The 25904-nt window shown below is 69.9% G+C and carries 23 protein-coding genes and 1 pseudogene; 18 read left to right on the top strand and 6 right to left on the bottom strand.

From position 1 onward, the window contains the following. Positions 1-602: 602 nt before the first annotated feature. Genes pyrR through pyrF form a run of 7 tightly spaced genes read left to right on the top strand, consistent with a single transcriptional unit; the run spans position 603 to position 9239 of the window. Positions 603-1175, top strand: a complete 573-nt coding sequence (pyrR, locus tag B8W69_RS09055) for a bifunctional pyr operon transcriptional regulator/uracil phosphoribosyltransferase PyrR (protein ID WP_085289487.1) — start codon at positions 603-605, stop codon at positions 1173-1175. Beyond that, a complete protein-coding gene (locus B8W69_RS09050) occupies positions 1172-2143 on the top strand; it encodes an aspartate carbamoyltransferase catalytic subunit (protein ID WP_085289486.1) in 972 nt (323 codons plus the stop codon). Before pyrR ends, B8W69_RS09050 begins: the two co-directional genes overlap by 4 nt. Next, complete coding sequence (locus B8W69_RS09045) at positions 2140-3444, top strand: dihydroorotase (RefSeq protein ID WP_085289485.1); 1305 nt, start codon at positions 2140-2142, stop codon at positions 3442-3444. The genes B8W69_RS09050 and B8W69_RS09045 overlap by 4 nt, the downstream gene beginning before the upstream one ends. Then, on the top strand, positions 3441-3944 hold the full coding sequence (locus tag B8W69_RS09040) for a PH-like domain-containing protein (protein WP_085289484.1): 504 nt from the start codon (positions 3441-3443) through the stop codon (positions 3942-3944). The genes B8W69_RS09045 and B8W69_RS09040 overlap by 4 nt, the downstream gene beginning before the upstream one ends. Continuing rightward, the gene (gene carA / locus B8W69_RS09035; protein ID WP_110881872.1) at positions 3941-5062 is read left to right on the top strand and encodes a glutamine-hydrolyzing carbamoyl-phosphate synthase small subunit; all 1122 of its coding nucleotides are present in this window, start codon (positions 3941-3943) and stop codon (positions 5060-5062) included. Before B8W69_RS09040 ends, carA begins: the two co-directional genes overlap by 4 nt. Then, positions 5062-8418 (top strand): carbamoyl-phosphate synthase large subunit, encoded by a 3357-nt coding sequence (gene carB / locus B8W69_RS09030; protein WP_085289483.1) that lies wholly within the window; start codon positions 5062-5064, stop codon positions 8416-8418. The genes carA and carB overlap by 1 nt, the downstream gene beginning before the upstream one ends. After that, a complete protein-coding gene (gene pyrF / locus B8W69_RS09025) occupies positions 8415-9239 on the top strand; it encodes an orotidine-5'-phosphate decarboxylase (RefSeq protein WP_085289482.1) in 825 nt (274 codons plus the stop codon). Before carB ends, pyrF begins: the two co-directional genes overlap by 4 nt. A gap of 61 nt (positions 9240-9300) precedes the next feature. On the opposite strand, the gene B8W69_RS09020 is transcribed toward pyrF, so the two are convergent. After that, the gene (locus B8W69_RS09020) at positions 9301-9723 is read right to left on the bottom strand and encodes a TOBE domain-containing protein (protein ID WP_085289481.1); all 423 of its coding nucleotides are present in this window, start codon (positions 9721-9723) and stop codon (positions 9301-9303) included. 964 nt (positions 9724-10687) lie between these two features. On the opposite strand from B8W69_RS09020, the gene mihF reads away from it, so the two are divergent. The 5 genes from mihF to metK all read left to right on the top strand — a co-directional run bounded on the left by mihF (position 10688) and on the right by metK (position 14697). Next, complete coding sequence (gene mihF / locus B8W69_RS09010) at positions 10688-11002, top strand: integration host factor, actinobacterial type (RefSeq protein ID WP_007171927.1); 315 nt, start codon at positions 10688-10690, stop codon at positions 11000-11002. 34 nt (positions 11003-11036) lie between these two features. Continuing rightward, positions 11037-11708, top strand: coding sequence for a guanylate kinase (gmk, locus tag B8W69_RS09005; RefSeq protein ID WP_110881871.1), 672 nt, complete (start codon positions 11037-11039; stop codon positions 11706-11708). 67 nt (positions 11709-11775) lie between these two features. Further along, entirely contained in the window at positions 11776-12102 is a 327-nt protein-coding gene (gene rpoZ, locus B8W69_RS09000) for a DNA-directed RNA polymerase subunit omega (protein WP_085289478.1), read from the top strand. 21 nt (positions 12103-12123) lie between these two features. After that, positions 12124-13389, top strand: a complete 1266-nt coding sequence (coaBC, locus tag B8W69_RS08995) for a bifunctional phosphopantothenoylcysteine decarboxylase/phosphopantothenate--cysteine ligase CoaBC (RefSeq protein ID WP_085289477.1) — start codon at positions 12124-12126, stop codon at positions 13387-13389. A gap of 96 nt (positions 13390-13485) precedes the next feature. Further along, positions 13486-14697: a methionine adenosyltransferase gene (metK, locus tag B8W69_RS08990; RefSeq protein ID WP_085289476.1), complete on the top strand. Its 1212-nt coding sequence runs from the start codon at positions 13486-13488 to the stop codon at positions 14695-14697. Here the strand turns inward: metK and B8W69_RS08985 are convergent. From B8W69_RS08985 to lipI, 4 genes are read right to left on the bottom strand one after another with little or no spacing between them, the layout of a single operon-like run. Continuing rightward, on the bottom strand, positions 14694-15257 hold the full coding sequence (locus tag B8W69_RS08985; RefSeq protein WP_085289475.1) for a pyridoxamine 5'-phosphate oxidase family protein: 564 nt from the start codon (positions 15255-15257) through the stop codon (positions 14694-14696). The two genes, metK and B8W69_RS08985, sit on opposite strands and share 4 nt — an antisense overlap. Positions 15258-15266: 9 nt before the next feature. Continuing rightward, positions 15267-16787 carry a flavin-containing monooxygenase gene (locus tag B8W69_RS08980; protein WP_085289474.1) on the bottom strand — a complete coding sequence of 507 codons (1521 nt, stop codon included), beginning with the start codon at positions 16785-16787 and terminating at the stop codon, positions 15267-15269. A 10-nt stretch (positions 16788-16797) separates the two neighbouring features. Then, entirely contained in the window at positions 16798-17760 is a 963-nt protein-coding gene (locus B8W69_RS08975; protein WP_085289473.1) for an alpha/beta hydrolase, read from the bottom strand. Positions 17761-17782: 22 nt separating this feature from the next. Then, positions 17783-18757 (bottom strand): esterase LipI, encoded by a 975-nt coding sequence (lipI, locus tag B8W69_RS08970; RefSeq protein WP_085289472.1) that lies wholly within the window; start codon positions 18755-18757, stop codon positions 17783-17785. Here lipI and B8W69_RS08965 point away from each other — a divergent pair. The 4 genes and pseudogenes from B8W69_RS08965 to B8W69_RS32200 form a co-directional block, all read left to right on the top strand. Then, positions 18756-19517 (top strand): lysoplasmalogenase, encoded by a 762-nt coding sequence (locus B8W69_RS08965; RefSeq protein ID WP_085289471.1) that lies wholly within the window; start codon positions 18756-18758, stop codon positions 19515-19517. The two genes, lipI and B8W69_RS08965, sit on opposite strands and share 2 nt — an antisense overlap. A gap of 78 nt (positions 19518-19595) precedes the next feature. Then, positions 19596-21608, top strand: coding sequence for a primosomal protein N' (locus B8W69_RS08960; protein ID WP_181447355.1), 2013 nt, complete (start codon positions 19596-19598; stop codon positions 21606-21608). A gap of 129 nt (positions 21609-21737) precedes the next feature. Further along, positions 21738-22223, top strand: a complete 486-nt coding sequence (locus tag B8W69_RS08955; protein WP_085289470.1) for a MarR family winged helix-turn-helix transcriptional regulator — start codon at positions 21738-21740, stop codon at positions 22221-22223. A gap of 4 nt (positions 22224-22227) precedes the next feature. Beyond that, positions 22228-22507: pseudogene (locus B8W69_RS32200) on the top strand (2-isopropylmalate synthase); the annotation flags it as partial. On the opposite strand, the gene B8W69_RS08945 reads toward B8W69_RS32200, so the two are convergent. Continuing rightward, a complete protein-coding gene (locus B8W69_RS08945; RefSeq protein ID WP_085289469.1) occupies positions 22504-23331 on the bottom strand; it encodes a class I SAM-dependent methyltransferase in 828 nt (275 codons plus the stop codon). The pseudogene B8W69_RS32200 and the gene B8W69_RS08945 sit on opposite strands and share 4 nt — an antisense overlap. A 186-nt stretch (positions 23332-23517) precedes the next feature. On the opposite strand from B8W69_RS08945, the gene fmt reads away from it, so the two are divergent. Then, the gene (gene fmt / locus B8W69_RS08940) at positions 23518-24465 is read left to right on the top strand and encodes a methionyl-tRNA formyltransferase (RefSeq protein WP_085289468.1); all 948 of its coding nucleotides are present in this window, start codon (positions 23518-23520) and stop codon (positions 24463-24465) included. Then, entirely contained in the window at positions 24462-25904 is a 1443-nt protein-coding gene (locus B8W69_RS08935) for an RsmB/NOP family class I SAM-dependent RNA methyltransferase (protein ID WP_085289467.1), read from the top strand. The genes fmt and B8W69_RS08935 overlap by 4 nt, the downstream gene beginning before the upstream one ends.

Genomic DNA, 25904 nt, shown 5'->3' with positions numbered 1-25904 from the left:
TTGACCCTCATGGCCAATCAAATGGCCAGGACGATAGCCGCAGCGTGCGGTGGTGCTGCCAGTATTTGCCCTGGCGCTCAATGGAATCGGCGGTGTTCAAACCCGCCCACCAACATGGCGGACCCGGTGACGACCGTGGAATCGACGCCCACATCGCCGGACGATGTCTGCTGCGATACACCCCAACCCCAGGCAAGCGGCTGGCACTGCAAATCGGCCTGAACTGTGGGCCGATCAACCCGCGCCGCACCTGGCCTCCACCCCCTCCTCCGCCTCGGCAATAGATTTCTACGCCGAAATTCAGCGTTTACTTTCGTCGAATCCGGCGCTCGCGGGCCGGCATTATTCGTGGCGCCTTTCGGCGATTAAATCGCGCTTAATCTCGACCCGCGGCGGCGCCGGCCGCGAGGTGTCGCTGTGCCGCGGGCCACACCATGCGCCCCATTCCGAGACTCATGGGGCGGAAGTGACTGGCGTGGGTGGGGCGACGGACGCCGCACGTGCCTCGCGGCGTAGCACTCGAAATAAGTGCTACGCTGCCTCGCAGTCGACATCCTTTAACGATCCGTCCGGCGAGGCGGAGAAGGAGGTCAAGTTTCGTTATGGGTGCTGCGGGCGACACCGGCTTAGGCAGCGATTCCCGGGAGTTGATGTCGGCGGCCGATGTGGGCCGCACCATTTCCCGCATTGCGCATCAAATCATCGAAAAGACCGCGCTGGATGGTCCCGACGCGCCACGGGTGGTGCTGCTCGGCATCCCGACCCGCGGTGTGATCCTCGCCAATCGGCTCGCCACCCACATCGGCGAATACAGCGGCGTCGAGGTCGGCCACGGCGCCCTGGACATCACGCTCTACCGCGACGATCTGATGCAGAAGCCGCCGCGACCGCTGGAAGACACCTCGATTCCGGCCGGCGGCATCGACGACGCGTTGGTGATCCTGGTCGACGACGTCTTGTACTCCGGCCGCTCGGTGCGTTCCGCGCTGGACGCGCTGCGCGACGTGGGCCGGCCGCGGGTGGTGCAGCTGGCGGTACTGGTCGACCGCGGCCACCGCGAACTGCCGCTGCGCGCCGACTATGTGGGCAAGAACGTCCCCACCTCACGCGGCGAAAGCGTGCACGTGCTGCTGAGCGAGAACGACGGTGACGACGGCGTGGTGATCTCACGATGACGCGCCACCTGCTGGCGGCCGGCGACCTGAGCCGCGATGACGCCACCGCCATCCTCGACGATGCCGACCGGTTCGCCCAGGCGCTGGTGGGTCGCGAGATCAAGAAGCTGCCAACGCTGCGCGGCCGCACCATCGTCACAATGTTCTACGAGAACTCGACGCGCACCCGGGTGTCCTTCGAGGTGGCCGGCAAGTGGATGAGCGCCGACGTGATCAACGTCAGCGCGTCCGGATCGTCGGTGGGCAAGGGGGAGTCGCTGCGCGACACCGCGTTCACGCTGCGCGCGGCCGGCGCCGACGCGCTGATCATCCGGCACCCGGCCTCCGGCGCCGCGCACCTGCTGGCCGAGTGGACTTCGGGCGGGAACGCCGCCCGAGAGGATCCAGGGCCGTCGGTGATCAACGCCGGCGACGGCACCCACGAGCACCCGACCCAGGCGCTGCTGGACGCGCTGACCATTCGCCAGCGGCTCGGCGGCATCGAGGGCCGTCGCATCGTGATCGTCGGCGACATCCTGCACAGCCGGGTCGCGCGCTCCAACGTGATGCTGTTGCACACCCTGGGCGCCGAGGTCGTCCTGGTCGCGCCGCCGACGCTGCTGCCGGTCGGCGTCGAGGGCTGGCCGGTCACCGTGTCCAACGACTTCGACGCCGAGCTGCCCGCCGCCGACGCGGTGCTGATGCTGCGGGTGCAGGCCGAGCGGATGAACGGCGGGTTCTTCCCCTCGGTGCGCGAATACTCCTCGCTGTACGGGCTTTCCGATCGCCGCCAGGCGATGCTGCCCGACCACGCCGTGGTGCTGCACCCGGGGCCGATGCTGCGCGGTATGGAGATCGCCTCCTCGGTGGCCGACTCATCGCAATCGGCTGTGCTGCAACAGGTTTCCAACGGTGTCCACGTGCGGATGGCGGTGCTGTTCCACGTGCTGGTCGGCACCGAATTAGCCGGAGAAGAGGGTGCGGCGTGAGCGTGCTGCTGCGCGGGGTTCGGTTGTACGGCGAGGGTGATCGGGTCGATGTGCTGGTCGACGACGGCCAGATCGCCGACATCGGCCCCGGGTTGGTCGAGGCCGGAGGCGTCGAAAAGGACCTGGACGTGATCGACGCTACCGATCAGGTGCTGCTGCCCGGCCTCGTCGACCTGCACACCCACCTGCGCGAACCCGGGCGCGAATACGCCGAGGACATCGAAACCGGCTCGGCCGCGGCGGCTTTGGGTGGCTACACCGCGGTGTTCGCGATGGCCAACACCAACCCGGTCGCCGACAGTCCGGTGGTCACCGACCACGTGTGGCACCGAGGCCAGCAGGTCGGCCTGGTCGACGTGCACCCGGTGGGCGCCGTCACCGTCGGGCTCGCCGGCAAAGAGCTCACCGAGATGGGCATGATGGCGGCCGGGGCCGCGCAGGTGCGGATGTTCTCCGACGACGGTATCTGCGTGCACGACCCGCTGGTGATGCGTCGCGCCCTGGAATACGCCACCGGTCTGGGCGTGCTCGTCGCCCAGCACGCCGAGGAGCCTCGGCTGACCGTCGGCGCCGTCGCCCACGAGGGGCCCACCGCCGCCCGGCTGGGCCTGGCGGGCTGGCCCCGGGCCGCCGAGGAGTCGATCGTCGCCCGCGACGCGCTGCTGGCCCGCGACGCGGGCGCCCGGGTGCACATCTGCCACGCGTCCACCGCGGGCACCGTGGAGATCGTGAAATGGGCTAAGGGGCAAGGGATCTCGATCACCGCCGAGGTCACCCCGCACCACCTGATGCTCGACGACAGCAGGCTGACCGGTTACGACGGGCAAAACCGGGTGAATCCGCCGCTGCGCGAAGCGGCAGACGCGGTGGCGCTGCGCCAGGCGCTGGCCGACGGCGTCATCGACTGTGTAGCCACCGATCACGCCCCGCACGCCGAGCACGAGAAGTGCGTGGAGTTCTCCGCGGCGCGCCCGGGCATGCTGGGGTTGCAGACGGCGCTGTCGATCGTGGTGCAGACGATGGTCATCCCCGGCCTGTTGACCTGGCGGGACCTCGCCCGGGTGATGAGTGAAAACCCCGCAAGCATCGCGGGCCTGCCCGATCACGGCCGACCGCTGGAGGTGGGGGAGCCGGCCAACCTCACGGTGGTGGATCCCACGACCTCGTGGACCGTCGCCGGATCCGACCTGGCCAGCCGGTCGGCCAACACGCCCTACGAGGCGATGACGCTGCCCGCCACCGTGACGGCCACGCTGCTGCGCGGCAAGGTCACCGCCCGAGACGGGAAGTCCCCGGCATGAATTCGGGCACACTGGTGGGATCGCTGATCTTCGCGGCCGTGGTGGTGGTGGTGATCACGGTGGTGATCCAGCTGATGATGCGGACCTGGCACCGTCGTTCGCGGCAGCAGGCGGAGCTGATCGGGGCGTTGCCCGAAATTCCCGACCAGGTGGGGGCGGCGACCATCACCACCCGCGGGCACTATTGCGGTTCCATGATGGCGCCGGGCTGGAGTGAGCGGATCGCGGCCGGTGATCTGGGTTTCCGTAGCAAAGCGGTGCTGACCCGCTATGCCGGGGGCATCATGGTGGAACGCGTACGGGCCCAACCCATTTGGATCCCTCAGGACTCGATCACCCAGATCCGCATGGAGCGCAGAATGACCGGCCGGGTCGGCATCTTGGCGATCCGTTGGCGGCTGCCGTCGGGCGTCGAGATCGACACCGGCTTCCGGGCGAACCACCGTAACGAATACGACGGCTGGCTCAAATCGCAGCATGAGGAGGAGCGGCGCTCGTGACTAAGGCGCAGTTGGTACTCGAGGACGGACGCGTCTTCACCGGCACACCGTTCGGCAAGATCGGCCAAACTTTGGGTGAGGCCGTGTTTTCCACCGGCATGTCCGGCTACCAGGAGACGCTGACCGATCCGAGTTACCACCGGCAGATCGTGGTGGCTACCGCGCCGCAGATCGGCAACACCGGCTGGAACGGCGAGGACGCCGAGAGTCGCGGCGACAAGATCTGGGTGGCCGGCTACGCGGTGCGCGATCCGTCGCCGCGCCCGTCCAACTGGCGGTCCACCGGCACCCTGGAGGACGAACTGGTCCGCCAGCAGATCGTGGGCATCGCCGGCATCGACACCCGCGCGGTGGTCCGGCATCTGCGCACCCGCGGCTCGATGAAGGCGGGCGTGTTCTCCGGTGATGCGCTCGCCGATGCGGACGAACTGCTGGCGCGGGTGCGCGGGCAGCGGTCGATGCTGGGGGCCGACCTGGCCGGCGAGGTCAGCACGCCGGACACCTACATCGTGGAACCCGAAGGCTCACCACGGTTTACGGTCGCCGCGCTGGATCTGGGGATCAAAACCAACACGCCGCGCAACTTCGCCCGCCGCGGCGTCCGCACCCACGTGCTGGCCTCGTCGGCGACCTACGAGCAGATCGCCGACCTCAAGCCCGACGGCGTCTTCCTGTCCAACGGCCCCGGCGACCCCGCCACCGCCGACCACATCGTCGCGGTCACCCGCGAGGTGCTGGGCGCCGGAATCCCGTTGTTCGGCATCTGCTTCGGCAATCAGATCCTGGGCCGGGCGCTGGGACTGTCCACCTACAAGATGGTGTTCGGGCACCGCGGCATCAACATCCCGGTGATCGACCACGCCACCAGGCGGGTGGCGGTCACCGCCCAAAACCACGGCTTCGCGCTCGAGGGCGAGGCCGGCCAAACCTTCGACACGCCGTTCGGACAGGCGATCGTGAGCCACACCTGCGCCAACGACGGAGTGGTCGAGGGCGTCAAACTCGCAGACGGGCAAGCGTTCTCGGTGCAGTACCACCCGGAGGCCGCGGCCGGACCGCACGATGCGGAGTACCTGTTCGACCAATTCATCGAGCTGATGGCAGGGGAGGGCCGCTAGTGCCACGTCGCACCGACCTCAACCACGTGCTGGTGATCGGCTCCGGGCCGATCGTCATCGGTCAGGCCTGCGAGTTCGACTACTCGGGAACCCAGGCCTGCCGGGTGCTGCGCGCGGAGGGGCTGCAGGTCAGCCTGGTCAACTCCAATCCGGCCACCATCATGACCGACCCGGAGTACGCCGACCACACCTACGTCGAGCCGATCACCGCCGCCTTCGTGGAGAAGGTGATCGCCCAGCAGGCCGAGCGCGGCAACAAGATCGACGCGCTGCTGGCCACCCTGGGCGGGCAGACCGCGCTGAACACCGCCGTCGCGCTGTACGAGAACGGCGCGCTGGAGCGGCACGGCGTCGAGCTGATCGGCGCCGACTTCGACGCCATCCAGCGCGGCGAGGACCGGCAGATGTTCAAGGACATCGTCGCCAAGGTCGGCGGTGAATCCGCCCGCAGCCGAGTGTGCTTCACCATGGAAGAGGTCCGCGAGACGGTCGAGGAGCTCGGCCTGCCGGTCGTGGTGCGGCCCAGCTTCACCATGGGCGGCCTGGGTTCGGGGATGGCGCGGTCCGTCGAGGAGGTCGACCGGATGGCCGGCGCCGGGCTGGCCGAAAGCCCCAGCGCCAACGTGCTGATCGAGGAATCGATCTACGGCTGGAAGGAATTCGAGCTCGAGCTGATGCGCGACGGCAACGACAACGTGGTCGTGGTCTGCTCGATCGAGAACTTCGACCCGATGGGCGTGCACACCGGCGACTCGGTCACCGTCGCGCCGGCGATGACGCTGACCGACCGGGAATACCAGCGGATGCGGGACCTGGGCATCGCGATCCTGCGCGAGGTCGGGGTGGACACCGGCGGCTGCAACATCCAGTTCGCGATCAACCCGGTCGACGGCCGGCTGATCGTCATCGAGATGAACCCCCGGGTGTCGCGGTCCAGCGCGCTGGCGTCCAAGGCGACCGGTTTCCCCATCGCCAAGATCGCCGCCAAGCTGGCCATCGGGTACACCCTCGACGAGATCGTCAACGACATCACCAAGGAAACGCCGGCCTGCTTCGAGCCCACCCTGGATTACGTGGTGGTCAAGGCGCCGCGCTTCGCGTTCGAGAAGTTCCCGGGCGCCGATCCCACGCTGACCACCACCATGAAATCCGTCGGCGAGGCGATGTCGTTGGGCCGCAACTTCGTTGAGGCGCTGGGCAAGGTGATGCGGTCGCTGGAGACCACCCGCGCCGGTTTCTGGACCAAACCCGACCCCGAGGGTGACGTCGGCGAGGTGCTGACCCGGCTACGGACGCCGACCGAGGGCCGGCTCTACGACATCGAACTGGCGCTTCGGCTGGGCGCGTCGGTGGAGCAGGTGGCCGAGGCCAGCGGCGTGGACCCGTGGTTCGTGGCGCAGATCGGCGAGCTGATCGAGCTGCGCGCGGAGCTGATCGCCGCCCCGGTGCTCGACGCCGACCTGTTGCGTCGCGGCAAGCACAGCGGGCTGTCGGACCGCCAGATCGCCGCGCTGCGGCCCGAACTGGCCGGCGAGAACGGTGTGCGCTCGCTGCGTGAGCGGCTGGGCGTGCACCCGGTGTACAAGACCGTCGACACCTGCGCGGCCGAGTTCGAGGCCAAGACGCCGTATCACTACAGCAGCTACGAGCTGGACCCCGCCGCCGAGACCGAGGTGGCGCCGCAGACCGAGAAGCCCAAGGTATTGATCCTGGGGTCGGGTCCCAACCGCATCGGTCAGGGCATCGAGTTCGACTACAGCTGCGTGCACGCGGCAACGACGTTGTCACAGGCCGGGTTTGAGACCGTGATGGTCAACTGCAACCCGGAAACGGTGTCCACCGACTACGACACCGCCGACCGGCTGTACTTCGAGCCGCTGACCTTCGAGGACGTCCTCGAGGTGTTCCGCGCCGAGCAGCAGTCCGCGGGCGACGGCCCGGGCGTGGCCGGGGTGATCGTGCAACTGGGCGGTCAGACGCCGCTCGGACTGGCGCAGCGCCTGGCCGACGCGGGCGTGCCGATCGTCGGCACTCCGCCGGAGGCCATCGACCTGGCCGAGGACCGCGGCGCCTTCGGCGACGTGCTCACCTCGGCCGGCCTGCCGGCGCCGAAGTACGGCACCGCAACCACTTTCGCCCAGGCCCAGCGGATCGCCGAGGACATCGGCTACCCGGTGCTGGTGCGGCCGTCCTACGTGCTGGGCGGTCGGGGCATGGAGATCGTCTACGACGAGGAGACGTTGCGGGGCTACATCACCCGCGCCACCGAGCTGTCACCCGAGCACCCGGTGCTCGTCGACCGCTTCCTCGAGGACGCGGTGGAGATCGACGTGGACGCGCTGTGCGACGGCACCGAGGTCTACATCGGCGGCATCATGGAACACATCGAGGAGGCCGGCATCCATTCCGGCGACTCGGCGTGCGCGCTGCCGCCGGTGACGCTGGGCCGCAGCGACATCGAGAAGGTTCGCCGCGCGACCGAGGCCATCGCGCGCGGCATCGGCGTGGTGGGCCTGCTCAACGTGCAGTACGCGCTCAAGGACGACGTGCTCTACGTCCTGGAGGCCAACCCGCGCGCCAGCCGCACGGTGCCGTTCGTGTCGAAGGCCACCGCGATCCCGCTCGCCAAGGCGTGCGCCCGGGTCATGTTGGGCGCCAGCATCTCCCAGCTTCGCGAGGAGGGCATGCTGGCGGCGTCCGGCGACGGCGCCCACGCTGCGCAGAACGCCCCGATCGCGGTCAAGGAGGCCGTGCTGCCCTTCCACCGCTTCCGCCGCGCGGACGGGGCCGCCATCGACTCGCTGCTGGGCCCGGAGATGAAATCCACCGGCGAGGTGATGGGCATCGACCGCGACTTCGGCAGCGCCTTCGCCAAGAGCCAGACCGCCGCCTATGGGTCGCTGCCCGCGCAGGGCACCATCTTCGTGTCGGTGGCGAACCGGGACAAACGCTCGCTGGTGTTCCCCGTCAAGCGCCTGGCCGACCTGGGATTCCGCGTTCTTGCCACCGAGGGCACCGCGGAGATGTTGCGCCGCAACGGAATTCCCTGTGACGAGGTGCGCAAGCACTTCGAGGAACCGCAGCCGGGTCGTCCCGCGGCGTCCGCGGTGGACCTGATCAAGGCCGGTGAGGTCGACATGGTGATCAACACCCCCTACGGCAACTCCGGCCCGCGCATCGACGGATACGAAATCCGGTCGGCCGCAGTGTCGGTCAACATTCCCTGCGTCACCACGGTGCAGGGTGCCTCAGCCGCCGTCCAGGGCATCGAGGCGGGCATCCGCGGCGACATCGGTGTGCGAAGCCTGCAAGAACTGCACAGCCAGATCGGACAGGCCGGGAACGGGGTCCAGTGACCGGGTTCGGTATCCGGCTGGCGGACGCGAAGGCGGAACGCGGGCCGCTGTGCGTGGGCATCGACCCGCATCCCGAATTGCTGCGCGCCTGGGGCCTGCCCACGACCGCCGACGGCCTGGCGGCGTTCTGCGACATCTGCATCGAGGCGTTTTCCGGATTCGCCGTCGTCAAACCACAAGTCGCGTTCTTCGAGGCCTACGGCGCCGCGGGATTCGCGGTGCTGGAACGCACCATCGCGGCCCTGCGATCGGTCGGGGTGCTGGTGCTGGCCGACGCCAAACGCGGCGACATCGGCACGACGATGGCGGCGTATGCGGCCGCCTGGGCGGGTGATTCACCGCTGGCCGCCGATGCCGTGACGGCCACCCCATACCTGGGATTCGGCTCGTTGCGGCCGCTACTGGAGACCGCCGCGGCGCACGATCGCGGGGTGTTCGTGCTGGCGGCCACGTCCAACCCCGAGGGCGCCACCGTGCAGCGTGCCGCCTTCGACGGCCGCACGGTGGCCCAGCTGGTCGTCGACCAGGCGGCGGTGGTGAACCGCTCCGCGACCCCGTCCGGGCCGGGATACGTCGGCGTGGTCGTGGGCGCGACGGTGTTGCAGGCGCCCGACGTCAGCGCGCTGGGCGGTCCGGTCCTGGTGCCCGGGCTCGGCGTCCAGGGCGGGCGGCCGGAGGCGCTCGCCGGGCTGGGCGGCGCGGAACCGGGGCAGTTGCTGCCCGCGGTGGCCCGCGAGGTGCTGCGGGCCGGGCCGGGCGTGCCGGAGCTGCGTGCGGCGGCCGATCGTATGCTGGACGCGGTCGCCTACCTGGCGGTGTGAGTGGGCGCCTAGTCGGATGGTGGCGACCCGCTGCGCCCGGCTACGCCGCGCTTGCGATCGCCTAGTCCGACGCCAGCGCGGTGCTGGGCCGCGCGGTTTCGACGATGACGGTGGTGGCCTTGACGACGGCCACCGCGACGCTGCCGGGACGCAGCTGCAGGTCTTCGGCGGCCTCGGTGCTCATCAGCGACACCACGGTGAACGGGCCGCACTGCATCTCCACCTGGGTCATCACCTTGTCGCTGACCACCGAGGTGACCAGCCCGACGAACCGGTTGCGGGCCGAGCTGCCGATGCTGAGCGGGTCCGCCGGCGGGGCGGGCGCATTGGTGCGGGAGAAGTGGGCGAGGTCCTCGCTCGCGATTACCTTGCGGCCGGCGGCGTCGTGACTGACCGCAAGGGCGCCCTGGTTGATCCAGCGCCGCACGGTGTCGTCGCTGACGCCAAGCAGCTCGGCTGCCTGGCGAATTCGCAGGTGGGACACTTCTCGATCGTATCGGATTCCGTGCCACCGATTAGCTGAAATGAGACCCAGGGGGCACCACTATCCCGCAATTACGGAATCAGGATGGTCTTTAGCCCGCGTGTGCGGAGTTGGGGGGAAGATTTCGCCCGGTATCGCGGAATCGAGCACCCGTCATCGCCCGCGCGCGTCCGGCGCAGCGGTCATCCCGGTAGCCGAACGACGCTGCGGCCCTTGATGGTTGGTCACAGTTCACCATTTGTTCAGGCGAGTAGATCTTGATCACGTCCCATGTAATCCGGCCGCGGCGCGCGCTCGGATGCCTACCGCCGGACGTGGGGTCGCCGCGACGTGAAAGCCGGCCGGGCAGGCGGCTTCGACGACGAATCCCGGCGGCGGCCTCGTTGATTGCTGGAGCGATCGAGGCGTGACGTGCGGAAGGCCGCCCAGGCTGGCACCCCGGGCCCGGGAGTCGGCGGACCGTCGGAGGGTGCCCGGACGCCCGGATTCGAGGCCACCAGGCCGCCCCGGGGCCCCCACGGGGGCCGTCAGGACCGGGGCGCGGGCCGAACGCCGGTGTTGGCCTGGCGTTTGACCGGCGACACGACACGCGCGACACGCCGCAACAAATCCGTGATCCCTCGCACCAGGCGTGACGGCGGCCCACCGGCGGCGTTCCGGACGGTCCGGCCGCCACGGCCGCCGCCGTCGTCGGCCGATCAAACCGCAGGTAGATGGCCTATTGACGAAGCCAATCGGAGCCGGTGCCGACACCTGGTCGGTGCTCGGCGCGACTGTCGTGACCCCCGCCGCAGGCACCGCTCTGGCCGGTCACACGCCGGTGCATGCTGGGACTTTGCCCCCTTAAGCAGGGGGCCGGGTTAGATTTCGTCAGAAGGCCTGAGTACGGTCGTCTCCGCTGGCAGAAGTACCGGCGAGACAAAATGAGATCGATTGAAATTGATTGATCAGATACGGAGGAATCGTGGCCCTTCCCCAGTTGACCGACGAGCAGCGCGCGGCCGCGTTGGAGAAGGCGGCTGCCGCACGTCGAGCGCGAGCAGAGCTCAAGGACCGCCTGAAGCGTGGCGGCACCAACCTGACCCAGGTCCTCAAGGACGCCGAGACCGATGAAGTCCTGGGCAAGATGAAGGTTTCCGCGCTTCTCGAGGCATTGCCCAAGGTGGGCAAGGTCAAGGCGCAGGAGATCATGACTGAGCTGGAGATCGCCCCGACCCGCCGTCTGCGCGGTCTCGGCGATCGTCAGCGCAAGGCCCTGCTGGAAAAGTTCGGCTCCTAACCGAGTCGTGGGCGCACCGGCCCAAGGAGCGCCAGTGAGCGCCGGCGGGGGACCGGACGTCCAGCACGGCACACGTCCTGAACCATCAGGTAACGGACGTGTGGTCGTGCTGTCCGGTCCCTCCGCGGTCGGCAAGTCGACTGTGGTCCGATGCCTGCGTGAGCGGGTCCCGGACCTGCATTTCAGCGTCTCGGCCACGACGCGGGCGCCGCGGCCCGGCGAGGTCGACGGCGTCGATTACCACTTCGTCACCCCGGCCCGCTTCCAGCAGCTCATCGACGAGGGCGCGCTGCTGGAGTGGGCCGAAATCCATTCGGGACTGCACCGATCCGGCACCCTGGCCGAGCCGGTCCGGGCCGCAACGGCCCGCGGATTCCCGGTGCTGATCGAGGTCGATCTGGCCGGGGCCCGGGCCGTCAAGAAGGCGATGCCCGAGGCTCTCGCGGTCTTCCTGGCGCCGCCCAGCTGGGAGGACCTCAGGGCCAGGCTCGTCGGCCGCGGCACCGAGACGCCGGAGGTCATGGAGCGGCGTCTGGAGACCGCCCGCACCGAAATGGCGGCCCAAAACGACTTCGACCGGGTGGTCGTGAACAGTGAATTGGAGTCTGCGTGCTCCGAATTGGTATCCTTGCTGGTGGGAACTGCGCCGGGCCGGCACGACCCGTCTGGCCAGTCCAGAAGCCGGACCACTTCCCAGCAAGATTGACCACCGAATTTTTTCAGTTCTTTCAGCGGCGACGAGCCGCTGACAATCCGCCAGGAGATTGACCTAAGTGAGTATTCCGCAGTCCGACGCGGCATTGGCCGCCGTCCCCGACCGGTTCGATCCGTCCGCCGGGGGACCGGGCGCCTACGACACCCCGCTGGGTATCACCAACCCGCCCATCGACGAGCTGCTGGACCGCGTCTCGAGCAAGTACGCCCTGGTGATCTACGCCGCCAAGCGGGCCCGTCAGATCAACGACTACTACAACCAGCTCGGTGAGGGCATCCTCGAATACGTCGGTCCGCTGGTCGAGCCCGGGCTGCAGGAAAAGCCGCTTTCGATAGCGATGCGCGAGATCCACGCCGACCTCCTCGAGCACACCGAGGGCGAGTAACAGGGCCGGGCCGGGCGCGCTGTGGACAACCGCGATCGGGTCGCGAAAAGAGTAATCGTCGGCGTCTCCGGCGGTATCGCCGCCTATAAGGCGTGCACGGTCGTCCGTCAGCTCGCCGAGGCCGGTCATTCGGTCCGCGTCATCCCGACCGAGTCCGCGCTGCGTTTCGTCGGTTCCGCCACCTTCGAGGCGCTCTCCGGCCAGCCGGTGCACACCGGCGTCTTCAACGACGTGCCGGAGGTTCCGCACGTCCAGCTCGGCAAGCAGGCCGACCTGGTCGTCGTCGCGCCGGCCACCGCGGACCTGCTGGCCCGGGCGGTACACGGCCGGGCCGACGACCTGCTGACCGCCACCCTGCTCACCGCGCGATGTCCGGTGCTGTTCGCGCCGGCGATGCACACCGAGATGTGGTTGCACCCGGCCACCGTCGAAAACGTGGCCACGCTGCGCCGCCGGGGAGCAGTCGTGCTCGAACCCGCCGCCGGGCGGCTCACCGGGACGGACAGCGGCTCGGGCCGGCTACCGGAGGCCGAGGAGATCACCACGCTGGCTCATCTGCTGCTGGAACGCCACGACGCGCTGCCCTACGACCTCGCCGGCTGCAAGGTGCTGGTGACGGCCGGGGGCACGCGTGAACCGGTCGACCCGGTCCGCTTCATCGGCAACCGCAGCTCCGGCAAGCAGGGTTATGCGGTGGCGCGGGTCGCCGCCCAGCGCGGCGCGGAGGTCACGCTGATCGCCGGGCACACCGCCGGGTTGATCGACCCCGCCGGCGTCGAGGTGGTCCATGTCAGCTCGGCCCAACAACTTGGCGACGCGGTCGCCAAGCACGCTTCCGAGGCGGACGTGTTGGTGATGGCCGCCGCCGTCGCCGACTTCCGGCCGGCCCGGGTTGCGGCCGCCAAGATCAAAAAGGGCTCGAAGGAGCAAGACCAGCCCCCCACCATCGAGTTGGTCCGCAACGACGACGTGCTGGCGGGTGCGGTGCGGGCGCGGGCCAACGGCGAGCTGCCCAACATGCGTGCCATCGTGGGATTCGCCGCCGAGACCGGCGATGCCAACGGGGACGTGCTGTTTCACGCCCGGGCGAAGCTGCGCAATAAGGGCTGCGACCTGTTGGTCGTCAACGCGGTGGGCGACGGCCGGGCCTTCGAGGTGGACAGCAACGACGGCTGGCTGCTGGCGGCCGACGGTACCGAGTCGGCGCTGCAGCACGGCTCCAAGACATTGATGGCCAGTCGTATCGTGGATGCGATCGCCGCGTTCCTGCAGGGGGACGGCGGATAGCACGGTCGAGTTCTTCTCGGCACCGGGGCAGGTGCTGGCCGGGCCGACGCCAACCGATATAATTCGGCTAACTAACTAATTGGAAGGATTGTCATTGTGAGCGAAAAGGGTCGCCTGTTTACCAGTGAGTCGGTGACTGAGGGACATCCCGACAAGATCTGTGACGCGATCAGCGATTCGGTCCTCGACGCCCTCCTCGCGCAGGATCCCCGTTCACGTGTCGCTGTCGAGACGCTGGTCACCACCGGACAGGTGCACGTGGTGGGTGAGGTGACCACGACGGCCAAGGAGGCGTTCGCCGACATCACCAACACGGTTCGCGAGCGCATCCTCGACATCGGCTACGACTCCTCGGAGAAGGGCTTCGACGGGAGCACCTGTGGGGTCAACATCGGCATCGGGGCGCAGTCACCCGACATCGCCCAGGGTGTGGACACCGCCCACGAGCACCGCGTCGAGGGTGCCGCCGACCCGCTGGACGCCCAGGGCGCCGGCGACCAGGGCCTGATGTTCGGCTACGCGATCAACGACACCCCCGAGCGGATGCCGCTGCCGATCGCGCTGGCCCACCGGCTGTCGCGGAAGTTGACCGAGGTCCGCAAGAACGGCACGCTGCCTTACCTGCGACCGGACGGCAAGACGCAGGTCACCATCGAGTACGAGGACGACGTTCCGGTTCGCCTGGACACCGTGGTGGTCTCCACCCAGCACGCCGACGGCATCGACCTGGAGAAGACGCTCGATCCCGACATCCGCCAGCACGTGCTCAAGACCGTGCTCGAGGAGCTGGCCCACGACACCCTGGACTCGTCGGCGACGCGGGTGCTGGTGAACCCGACCGGCAAGTTCGTCCTCGGCGGCCCGATGGGCGACGCCGGCCTGACCGGCCGCAAGATCATCGTGGACACGTACGGCGGCTGGGCCCGCCACGGCGGCGGTGCCTTTTCCGGCAAGGATCCGTCCAAGGTGGACCGTTCGGCGGCCTACGCGATGCGCTGGGTGGCCAAGAACATCGTCGCCGCCGGGCTGGCGGAGCGGGTCGAGGTCCAGGTGGCCTACGCCATCGGCAAGGCCGCCCCGGTCGGGCTGTTCATCGAGACCTTCGGCACCGCGACGGTCGACCCGGTCAAGATCGAGAAGATCGTCCCCGAGGTCTTCGACCTGCGGCCCGGCGCGATCATCCGCGACCTGGACCTGCTGCGCCCGATCTACGCGCAGACGGCCGCGTACGGCCACTTCGGCCGCACCGACGTCGAGCTGCCCTGGGAGCAGCTGAACAAGGTCGACGACCTCAAGCGCGCGATCTAACGCGGCAGGGGGTGATCCGCGTCCAGCGCGGGTAGCCCGTCGATGCTGCGCCGGTTGCGATCGATCAGCCGGCTGTACTGGCCGTCGATGGCCTTGCGATGCGCGGCGTCGAGCACCGGCCGTTCGTCGACGAGATCGTAATAGGGCACCGCGAATCCGCACGCATCGGCGATCCGCTCCACATCGATCACGATGATGGTGCGGACCCCCGCGTGCTGGTCGCCGAAATGTCGCATCAGAGCAGCGAATTCGGTGTCGTCCGGGCGGATCACCCGTCCGGTGCCGAACAGCCGCAGGATCCGCGAGTTGCGGGTGAACGAGCAGAACATGACGGTGATCCGGCCATTGTCGCGCAGATGGGCGATGGTTTCCACGCCGCTGCCGAACAGATCCAGGTAGGCGACGGTGTGCTCGTCGAGAACTGCGAACGTGTCGCGATATCCCTTGGGGGACAGGTTGATTCGCCCACCTTCGGACGGAGCGGTGGCGACGAAGAATACGGCCTGCTCCCGGATGAAGTCGCGAAGCGACCTGTCGATGCTCGGAAATTCCTTTGCCACGTGAGCACGCTAGCGGGTGAACCGGTAGTCGTCCAGGTCGAATCGCCGGCTGCGCCAGTACACCTCCGGGGTGGTGCCCGGCCGCAGCGGCACGTCACCGTTCTTGTCGAAGTAGTAGCTGTTGGCCAGCCGGCAGCTGTCCTGCCAGAAGATCTGCCGGGGCCGGCGGCGCATCATCTCGGCGAAGTAGCGGTCGTTGGCCTCCTGGCTCACCTCGACGCGGGTCGCGCCGACGCGCTTGGCCCGCTTGAGGCAGCGCACGATGTGATGCGTCTGCGCCTCGATCAGCGCGAAATACGAAGAGCCGACGTAACCGTACGGGCCGAACACGGTAAAGAGGTTGGGAAATCCCGGCACGGTGACACCCTCGTAGGCCTGCAGCCGGTGCTCGTCCCAGAAGCGGCTCAACGACTTTCCGCCGCTCCCGGTCACGGCGAAGGTCGGCACGTTGTCAGGGTCCATCACCTTGAACCCGGTCGCCAGGATCAGCACGTCGATCTCGTGGTTCTCGCCGTCGGTGGTGGCCACCGCGTCGGGTGTGATCTTGTCGATCGGTTCGGTGACCAGCCGCACGTTGTCGCGGTTGAACGTGGCGAGGTAGCCGTTGTGGAAGCCGGGGCGTTTGCAGCCCACCGCGTACTGCGGGGTGAGCTGCTCACGCACGTCCGGATCCTGAACCTGTTGCTGCAGATAGGATTTCCCAAACGAGGCCATCCTCTTGGCCAGCGGGAGGACCGTGAAGTAGTGCGCCGAGATGGGGAAGGTGAGCTCCACGTAGGCCTGACTGAGCAGGCGCTGCAGGAACTTGCCGCCGGGAATTCGCATCGCCCAGCGCGCCGGAGCCGGCAGCGGAACGTCGAACTTGGGGAAGCACCAGATCGGGGTGCGCTGAAACACCGTGAGCGACGACACGATTGGCGCGATCTCGGGAATCACCTGGACGGCCGAGGCGCCGGTGCCGATCACCGCGACGCGCTTGCCGCGCAGATCCTGGCCGTGATCCCACCGCGCGGTATGCATGGTGATGCCGCCGAACGAGTCGACGCCGTCGATGTCGGGCAGGTTCGGCACCGTCAGTACGCCGCAGGCGCTGATCAGAAATCGCGCCGTGATGCCCCCGCAACCGGGAGGTGCCCCCACTCCGGCCGGGTCGGTCTGCACCCGCCACAGGCCGCGCTCGTCGTCATACTCGGCGGTTTGCACCTTGGTGTTGAACCGGATCCGCGAGCGGATGCCGTACTTGTCGGCGCAGTGTTCGGCGTAGGCCTTGAGCTCCCGGCCCGGCGCGTAGGTGCGCGACCAGTGCTGGCTCTGCTCGAAGGAGAACTGGTAGGAGAACGACGGAATGTCCACGGCGATACCGGGATACGTGTTCCAGTGCCAGGTGCCGCCGACCCCGTCGCCGGCCTCTATCACCAGGTAATCGGGCAGCCCGGCCCTGTCCAGGTTGATCGCCGCACCGATGCCGGAGAACCCGGCGCCGATGATCAGCGTGTGATAGTCGGGGGCTTCGTCTTCGTGCGGGACCATCGTTGCCTGCCTAGGGGTGCAGTGCCTTGCGAAGAGCCGTGAGGCCGCGCTCGGTGGCCTCCGCGGCGGCGGGTATCGCCAGGGCGAAACTGACGAACCCGTGCACCAGGGTGGGCTCGTTGCTCAGCTCCACCGGCACGCCGGCGGCGCCCAGCAGCTCGGCGTAACAAGCCCCGTCATCGCGCAGCGGATCGTGTTCGGCGGTGCCGATGTAGGCGGGCGCCAGCCCGGACAGGTCCGCGGCGTTCGCGGGGGCCATGGTGGTGGGCAGTGCCTTCGGGTCGGTGATATCCAGGTCGGGTACGTACCAGGACAGGAAAGCGTCGATGACCTCACGGTTCAGGATCGGCGCGTCGGCGTTGTCGGTGTACGCAGGCAGGGACAGGTCCGCGGTGACGGTCGGGTACCAGAGCAACTGGAAGCGCAGTGCCGGGCCGCCGTTGTCGCGGGCCAGCAGCGCCGTCACGGCGGCGAGATTGCCGCCCGCCGAGTCGCCGGCCACGGCGATGTTGTTCGGGTCGCCGCCGAGCTCGGCCGCGTTCTCGGCGACCCATTGCAGCGCCGCCCAGCAGTCGTCCACGCCGGCCGGGAACGGGTGCTCGGGGGCCAGCCGGTAGCCGACGGACACCACGACGGCCTCGGCGCCGACGGCGTGCGCACGGGCGACCGGGTCGTGCGTGTCCAGGTCGCCCAGGCAAAAGCCGCCGCCGTGATAGAAGACGACCACGGGCAGCGGGCTGGCGTCACTGTCGGGCCAGTAGATGCGCACCGGGATGTCGGTGCGCTCGCCGTGGGCGATCGTACGGTTCTCGATCCGCAGGTCCGGCAGCATTTTGGGCGGCACCTTGAGCAGCCGGAGACGCGAGCGGGCGACCTCGACACCGTCGGCCTCGCGGAAGGTCATCGGAAAGGCGTCGAGCAGCGACTTGAACGTCGGATCGATCCCGGGCCGGGCGGTGGTCGGCTCGCTCATGCGTTTACCGTACGCTGCGGGGTCACCGGTGCAGGGCGCTTCGCAGCGCGGCCAGTCCGCCCTCGAGCGCCGCGGTGGCGGCGGGCACCACGCCGGCATAGCCCAGGTAGCCGTGCACCAGCGTCTCGGCGTTGTGCACCCGGGCGTCCACGCCGGCGGCGGTCAGCAATTCGCCGTAGCGGATGCCGTCGTCGCGCAGCGGGTCGTATCCGGCGACCGCGATGTAGGCCGGCGCCAGGTTGCTCAGATCCTTCGCCCGCCCCGGCGCCATGTCCGACGGCGGATCGGACATGTCGACTTCGCCTGCGTACCAACGGGAGAACTCCGCGACGGCCTTGACGTCCAGGATCGGTGCGGTGGCGTTCTCGGCGAATGACGGCAGCGACGCGTCCCACATGGTCGACGGATACCACATCAGCTGGAACACGATCGGCGGGGCGGCGTTGTCCCGCGCCCGCTGCGCCACCGCGGCCGAGATGGTGCCGCCGGCCGAATCCCCGGCGACGGCGATCCGGTTCGGGTCGCCGTGCAGTTCGCCGGCGTTCTCGGCGACCCAAAGCGTTGCGGCCCAAGCGTCTTCGACCGCGGCGGGGTAGGGGTGCTCGGGGGCCAGCCGGTAGTCGACGGACACCACGATCGCGTCGGCGCCGACCGCGTGCTGACGGGCCGTGCCGTCGTGGGTGTCGAGGTCGCCGATGACGAACCCGCCGCCGTGGAAATACAGCACGACCGGCGCCGGGGCGCCAGCCGGGTAGGCGTCGGAATGGGTTGGCGGCCAATAGATCCGGACCGCGATGGCGCCCGCGGGCCCGGGAATCGTGCGGTCCTCGACCCGCAGCTCGGGGTGCAGCGGCCGGCGCGGCAGGTCGCGGAACCGCTGTCGCGCCGCGTCGATTCCGTCCTCAGTGGATAGCCGGAAGGGAACCGCATCCAGTACCTTCTGCAGGATGGGGTCGATAGCGGGTTTCTCGTCGGCTGTGTTATCCAAGCTGGGCATGGACGTACCGTACGCACCTCGTCTGGTGGCCGGCGCCTGGGTGGCGGCCGGCTGGGTGGCCCTGGCCTACGGCATCTACCTGACCGTGCTGGCGCTGCGCTCGCCGCCGGGAATCGAGTTGACCGGGCACTGGGTGCTGCAGCCGGCGTTCAAGGCCTCGATGGCGTTGCTGCTGACGCTGGCCGCGGCGGGGCATGCCGTCGTCCGCGAGCGGCGGTGGCTGATGCTGGCGCTGCTGCTCTCGGCGGTCGGCGACTGGGTGCTGGCGATCCCGTGGTGGACGCTGTCCTTCGTGGTGGGCCTGGCGGCATTCCTGTTGGCGCACTTGTGTTTTCTGGCCGCCCTGCTGCCGCTGGTGCCGGCGTTCTCGAAGGATGCGCCGCCGTCGACGGTGCGCATCGTTGCGGTGGTCCTGATGTGTGCGGCGTCGATCGCGCTGCTGGCCTGGTTCTGGCCCCACCTGGGCGCGGAGAAGCTGACGCTTCCGGTGACGGTCTACATCGTGGTGCTGACCGCGATGGTGTGCACGGCCCTGTTGGCGAAACTGCCGACGATCTGGACTGCGGTGGGGGCGGTGTGTTTCGCGGTCTCGGACTCGATGATCGCCATCGCCCGCTTCATCCTGGGCAATGAGGCGCTGGCGGTCCCGATCTGGTGGTCGTATGCGGCGGCCCAGATCCTGATCACGGCCGGGTTCTTCTTCGGCCGCGAGCTTCCCGCCGACGCCGCCGGGGACGCCCCGGCGCCCGCCGAGGGCTGATTGTCGCCCGTGCCCGGTACGCTGCGGACCGGACGGTAAGCAATTGGATGACAACATGATTCGCGGCCCGGGGACGCGGTGAGTCCGAGCGCGCGCACGCCCGTCGAGGTGGAGCCCATCGCCCGGGTGCTGCCGATGCTGTCGGTGCCGCACCTGGACCGGGAGTTCGACTACCTGGTGTCGGCCGAGCAGTCCGACGACGCGCAGCCCGGGGTGCGGGTGCGGGTGCGCTTCCACGGCCGGCTGGTCGACGGGTTCGTGCTGGAGCGCCGCAACGACACCGATCACCCCGGCAAGCTGGGCTGGCTCGATCGCGTCGTGTCGGCCGAGCCGGTGCTCACCCCGGAAATCCGCCGGTTGGTCGACGCGGTGGCCGCCCACTACGCGGGCACCCGCCCCGACGTGCTGCGCCTGGCCGTACCGGCCCGGCACGCCCGGGTGGAGCGGGAAGCCCTGGTCAGCCGCGATGCGGCGGTCCCGGAGCCCGTCGACCCGTCGGGCTGGGACGGTTACGGCCGGGGCGCTCAATTTCTGGCCGCGCTGGCCGAATCACGGGCCGCCCGGGCCGTCTGGCAGGCGCTGCCGGGCGAGTCGTGGACGGACCGCTTCGCCGAGGCCGCCGCGCAAACCGTGCGGACCGGCCGATCGGCGCTGGCGATCGTTCCCGACCAGCGCGACCTGGACGCGCTGTGGCAGGCCGCGACGGCACGGATCGACGAGGGCAGCGTGGTGGCCCTGTCGGCCGGCCTGGGCCCGGCGGCCCGGTACCGGCGCTGGCTGGCGGCGCTGCGCGGTTCCGCGCGGTTGGTGATCGGCACGCGCAGCGCGGTGTTCGCGCCGCTGAGCGATCTCGGGCTGGTCATGGTGTGGGCCGACGCCGACGACAGCCTGGCCGAGCCGCGGGCGCCGTATCCACACGCCCGCGAGGTGGCGATGCTGCGCGCGCATCAGGCCCGGTGCGCCGCCCTGATCGGCGGCTACGTGCGCACCGCCGAGGCCCACGCGCTGGTGCGGAGCGGCTGGGCCCACGACATCGTCGCGGCGCGGCCGGTGGTGCGGGCCCGCACGCCGCGGGTGATCGCCCTGGACGACACCGGCTACGCCGACGAGCGCGACCCGGCGGCGCGCACGGCGCGCATTCCGTCCATCGCGTTGCGCGCCGCCCGTTCGGCGCTGCAGGCCGGGGCGCCGGTGCTGGTGCAGGTGCCGCGGCGCGGATACCTCCCGTCGCTGGCCTGCGCGCGGTGCCGCACGATCGCCCGGTGCCGGCACTGCACGGGCCCGCTGTCGTTGCAGGAGGGCGGCGCGGCGCTGCTGTGCCGCTGGTGCGGGCGCGTCGACCCGACGCGCCGGTGCGCGCGATGCGGGTCGGACGCGGTGCGCGCCGTCGTCGTCGGGGCGCGCCGCACCGCCGAAGAACTCGGCCGCGCGTTCCCCGGCACGGCGGTGATCACGTCGTCGGGCGACGGCGTGGTGCCCGAGGTCGCGGCCGGCCCGGCGCTGGTGGTGGCCACCCCGGGCGCCGAGCCGCAGGCGTCCGGCGGTTATGGCGCGGCGCTGCTGTTGGACACCTGGGCGCTGTTGGGCCGCCAAGACCTGCGCGCGGCCGAGGACGCGCTGTGGCGCTGGATGACGGCCGCCGCGCTGGTGCGCGCCCGCGGCGACGGCGGCGTGGTCATGGTGGTCGCCGAATCCTCGCTTCCCACAGTGCAATCGCTGATCCGCTGGGATCCGGTGGGTCATGCGGAGGCGGAAGTGACCGCGCGGGCCGAGGTCGGCCTGCCGCCCAGCGTGCACATGGCGGCCGTCGACGGGACGGCCGGCGCCGTGACCGCGCTGCTCGACGAGGCCCGGCTGTCCGACCAGGATTCCTTGCACGCGGATTTGCTTGGGCCGGTGGACCTTCCGGCCGGGGTGCGCCGCCCGGCCGGAACGCCGGCCGGTGCCCCGGTGACGCGGATGCTGGTGCGCGTGCCCCGCCAGCAGGGCCTGGCGCTGGCGGCCGCGCTGCGGCGCGGCGTAGGTGTACTCAGCGCCCGGCAAACCCATGAGCCGGCCCGGGTGCAGATCGACCCCCTGCACATCGGCTAAGTTTTACGAACTATTACCCTAGGCGACAATATGCGCGTGCAATAATCTCTTTCTACGACATTAGAGTGTTGCTACACTTTCTAATTTTTAGCCGCCGAGAAGTCCGGAAACCATCCGGGAAGGGGCGATATGGCAGCCGACAACGCCACAGTTGACGAGTCATTGGACGTCATCACCGATGCCCTGCTGACGGCCTCCCGTTTGCTGATGGCCATCTCGGCTCGCTCCGTCGGGCAGGTCGACGAGACCATCACCATCGCGCAGTTCCGGACGCTGGTGCTCCTGTCCAATCGTGGCCCGGTCAACCTGGCAACGCTGGCCGGTCTGCTGGGCGTGCAGCCGTCGGCCACCGGACGGATGGTGGACCGGTTGGTCGCCGCCGGGCTGATCGACCGCTTGCCGCACCCGACCTCGCGGCGCGAGCTGCTCGCCGCGCTCACCACCCGCGGCCGCGACGTCGTCCATCAGGTCACCGCCCACCGGCGCGCCGAGATCGCGGCCATCGTGGCGAAGATGCCGCCGCCGGAGCGGCACGGGTTGGTGCGGGCCCTGACGGCCTTCACCGCCGCGGGCGGCGAGCCCGACGTCCACCTGGACGCCGAGATCGACCTGTAAGTGAGCTGTGGCGATCGCGAGCGCGGCGGAGCCGGGCGAAGCGGGTCGCCACCATCAGAGCTGTTGCGATCGCGAGCGCGGCGGAGCCGGGCGAAGCGGGTCGCCACCATCAGAGCTGTTGCGATCGCGAGCGCGGCGGAGCCGGGCGAAGCGGGTCGCCACCATCAGAGCTGTTGCGATCGCGAGCGCGGCGGAGCCGGGCGAAGCGGGTCGCCACCATCAGAGCTGTTGCGATCGCGAGCGCGGCGGAGCCGGGCGAAGCGGGTCGCCACCATCAGAGCTAGTCGGTCCGCTTCCGCGCGGTCACCAGCAGGTACTCCCAGCCCATCGTGCCGTTGGCCAGGTGCTGCTGCGCGAGTTCGACGAGCTGGGCGTCGAGCTCGGCGGCCAGAACCCGGTTGTGGCCGATGTTCGCGTACGCCTCGATCGTCGGGCCGTAGTGCTGCTTGAAATACGCGTGCACGGCCTCGGCGCTGTCGAACCTGTTGACCGTCAACATGCCTCGCGTCGTGGTGAGGTCACCGATCTGGTCACCCAGCAGCGCGGCGACGTAGCGCGGGCGACCCCAGAGCGAGGCCGGCGGCACGGGGTGCGACAGGCTCGGGCGGTACGGCCGGATGGTGGCGAGCATGCGGCCGAAGAACCCCTCGGGGGTCCAGCTGATCACGCCGATCGTGCCGCCCGGCCGGCAGACCCGGACCAGTTCGGCGGCGGCGCGCTGCTGGTCGGGGGCGAACTGCACGCCGATCGCGGACATGACCACGTCGAACTCCCCGTTGCCGAAGGGTAGCGCCTGCGCGTTGGCTTCCCGGTAGTCGATCGTCAGGCCTCGGGCCTCCGCCCGGGCCTGCGACCGTCGCAACAGCTCCGGGGTGAGGTCGGTGGACACGACGGTGGCGCCGGTGGACGCGGCCGGCAGCGAGATGTTGCCCGAGCCGGCGGCGACGTCCAGGACCCGCACGCCGGGCCCGATGCCGGTGGCTTTGACCAGGGCGGGGCCGAGGGGTGCCATCACTTCCTCGGCCATCAGGGCGTAGTCGCCCAACGCCCATACCGTGCGATGAGTGGCAGCCACCGAGGCGTCGCTGATCGGGGTGTCGAGGGTCATCTAGACCTCCTTTGAGAAGGGGAAAGGGTTGTCTTTCGACCTCGTTGTCGACGTGAATCGGCAGTACGGCTCACACCGGTGGTTAATGACTGCCAGAAATAATAGCTATAGGCAATAGTGTACGCACGCACATGGGGTCGGCTCGGGCGGGTCGGGCCTGCGTGCGCCGCTTCCTAGACTGGGCCGGTGCGTCTTGTCTTCGCCGGAACCCCAGAACCCGCGCTACCCGCATTGCGCCGCCTCATCGACTCGCCGCGGCACGAGGTGATCGCGGTGCTGACGCGGCCCGACGCCACCGTCGGACGGCGTGGCAAGCCGGAGCCGTCGCCGGTGGCCTGCGAGGCGCTCGATCGTGGAATTCCGGTGCTGCGGCCGTCGCGGCCGAACTCGGACGAGTTCGTCGCGGAGCTGTCGGAGTTGGCACCGGACTGCTGCGCGGTGGTGGCCTACGGCGCGCTGCTGCGCGACGGCCTGCTGGCCGTCCCGCCGAGGGGGTGGATCAACCTGCACTTCTCGCTGCTGCCCGCCTGGCGCGGCGCCGCGCCGGTGCAGGCGGCCATCGCCGCGGGCGACAGCATCACGGGCGCCTCGACGTTCCAGATCGAGCCGAGCCTGGACTCCGGCCCGATCTTCGGAGTCGTGACCGAGACCATCCGGCCGACCGACACCGCCGGGGAACTGCTTGAGCGACTGGCCGTTTCGGGCGCGGTACTGCTGTCGACCACGCTGGACGGCATCGACGATGCGACGCTGACACCGGTGCCGCAGCCCGCCGACGGGGTCAGCATCGCACCCAAGATCACCGTCGAGCAGGCCCGGGTGCGCTGGGACCTGCCGGCGCTGGTCGTGGATCGTCGCATTCGCGCCGTCACCCCGAATCCCGGCGCGTGGACGCTGATCGGCGACCTGCGCATCAAACTGGGGCCGGTACAGGTCGCCGAGGCCTCCGCGCTGCCGCGGCCCTCAGAACCGTTGCTGCCCGGGGCTATTCACGTCGACCGCAAGAGCGTCTGGGTCGGCACGGGTTCCGAGCCGGTGCGGCTGGACCAGATCCAGCCGCCCGGAAAGAAATTCATGAACGCGGTGGACTGGGCGCGCGGCGCCCGGCTCGACCCCGAGGTGCGGGCGACATGAGCACCGGGCGCGACAGACCGCAGCGCGGCCGCCCGGAGCGCAAGTCGCCGCGACCGCAGCAGCGCGACCGCCGACCGCCGCGCCGGCCCCTTGACCCGGCCCGCGGCGCTGCGTTCGACGTGCTTCGGGCGGTCAGCGAACGCGATGCCTACGCGAACCTGGCGCTGCCCGCGTTGCTGCGCGAACGCGGAATCACCGGCCGCGACGCGGCATTCGCCACCGAGCTCACCTACGGCACCTGCCGCACCCGGGGCCTGCTCGACGCCGTCATCGGCGCGGCCGCGCGGCGCTCGCCGCAGGCCATCGACCCGGTGTTGCTCGACCTGCTGCGGCTCGGCGCGTATCAACTGCTGCGCACCCGGGTCGACGCGCACGCCGCGGTGTCCACCACCGTCGAGCAGGCCGGAATCGAATTCGACTCGGCGCGAGCGGGTTTCGTCAACGGAGTACTGCGCACCATCTCCGGGCGCGACGAGCAGTCCTGGGTCGCCGAGCTGGCCCCCGACCCCGGGCAGGATCCGATCGGGCACGCCGCGTTCGTGCATGCCCACCCCCGGTGGATCGCCCAGGCCTTCGCCGATGCGTTGGGTGCCGCCGCGACCGAACTCGACGCGGTGCTGGCCAGCGACGACGAGCGGCCCCAGGTGCACCTGGCCGCCCGCGCCGGGGCGCTGACCGCCGCCGAGTTGGCCGACGCGGTGGACGGGACGGTCGGCCGCTATTCGCCGTACGCGGTGTACCTGGCGGGCGGCGATCCCGGGCGGCTGACGCCGGTGCGCGACGGCGTCGCGCTGGTCCAGGACGAGGGCAGCCAGCTGGTGGCGCGGGCGCTGACCCTGGCGCCGGTCGACGGCGACAGGGGCCGGTGGCTGGACCTGTGCGCCGGGCCGGGTGGGAAGACGGCGCTGCTGGCGTCCCTGGGCGTGCAGCAGCACCCGGAGTCCGGGTTCCGTCTCACCGCGGTGGAGCCGGCGCCGCGCCGCGCCGACCTGGTCGCCGAGAACACCCGTGGCCTGCCGGTCGACGTGCTGCGGGTCGACGGGCGGCAGACGGAACTGGAGCCGACGTTCGACCGGGTGCTCGTCGACGCGCCCTGCACCGGGCTGGGGGCGCTGCGCCGCCGGCCGGAGGCCCGTTGGCGGCGGCAACCCGCCGACGTGCCCACGCTGACCAAGCTGCAGCGCGAGTTGCTGGGCGCCGCGATCGCGCTGACGCGCCCTGGCGGCGTGGTGCTCTACGCCACCTGCTCGCCGCACCTGGCTGAGACCGTCGGCGTGGTCGCCGACGCGCTGCGCCGCCAGCCGGTGAGCGCGCTCGACACCCGGCCGTTGTTCGAGCCCGTCGCCGACCTGGGGGACGGGCCGCACGTCCAGTTGTGGCCGCACCGGCACGGCACCGACGCGATGTTCGCGGCCGCGCTGCGCCGCGAGGCGGGGTAG

The sequence above is a fragment of the Mycolicibacterium vulneris genome (assembly GCF_002104765.1).
GTDB classification, from domain to species: Bacteria; Actinomycetota; Actinomycetes; order Mycobacteriales; family Mycobacteriaceae; genus Mycobacterium; species Mycobacterium vulneris.
Note: the sequence above shows the minus strand (reverse complement) of the source record. Positions and strands in the feature narration are given on the sequence as shown.

Coding starts and splice junctions, on each gene's coding strand:
- pyrR (WP_085289487.1), top strand. CDS start 603: ATGGGTGCTGCGGGCGACACCGGCTTAGGCAGCGATTCCCGGGAGTTG.
- B8W69_RS09050 (WP_085289486.1), top strand. CDS start 1,172: ATGACGCGCCACCTGCTGGCGGCCGGCGACCTGAGCCGCGATGACGCC.
- B8W69_RS09040 (WP_085289484.1), top strand. CDS start 3,441: ATGAATTCGGGCACACTGGTGGGATCGCTGATCTTCGCGGCCGTGGTG.
- B8W69_RS08980 (WP_085289474.1), bottom strand. CDS start 16,787: ATGGTCCCGCACGAAGACGAAGCCCCCGACTATCACACGCTGATCATC.
- B8W69_RS08975 (WP_085289473.1), bottom strand. CDS start 17,760: ATGAGCGAGCCGACCACCGCCCGGCCCGGGATCGATCCGACGTTCAAG.
- B8W69_RS08965 (WP_085289471.1), top strand. CDS start 18,756: ATGGACGTACCGTACGCACCTCGTCTGGTGGCCGGCGCCTGGGTGGCG.
- lipI (WP_085289472.1), bottom strand. CDS start 18,757: ATGCCCAGCTTGGATAACACAGCCGACGAGAAACCCGCTATCGACCCC.
- B8W69_RS08955 (WP_085289470.1), top strand. CDS start 21,738: ATGGCAGCCGACAACGCCACAGTTGACGAGTCATTGGACGTCATCACC.
- B8W69_RS08945 (WP_085289469.1), bottom strand. CDS start 23,331: ATGACCCTCGACACCCCGATCAGCGACGCCTCGGTGGCTGCCACTCAT.
- B8W69_RS08935 (WP_085289467.1), top strand. CDS start 24,462: ATGAGCACCGGGCGCGACAGACCGCAGCGCGGCCGCCCGGAGCGCAAG.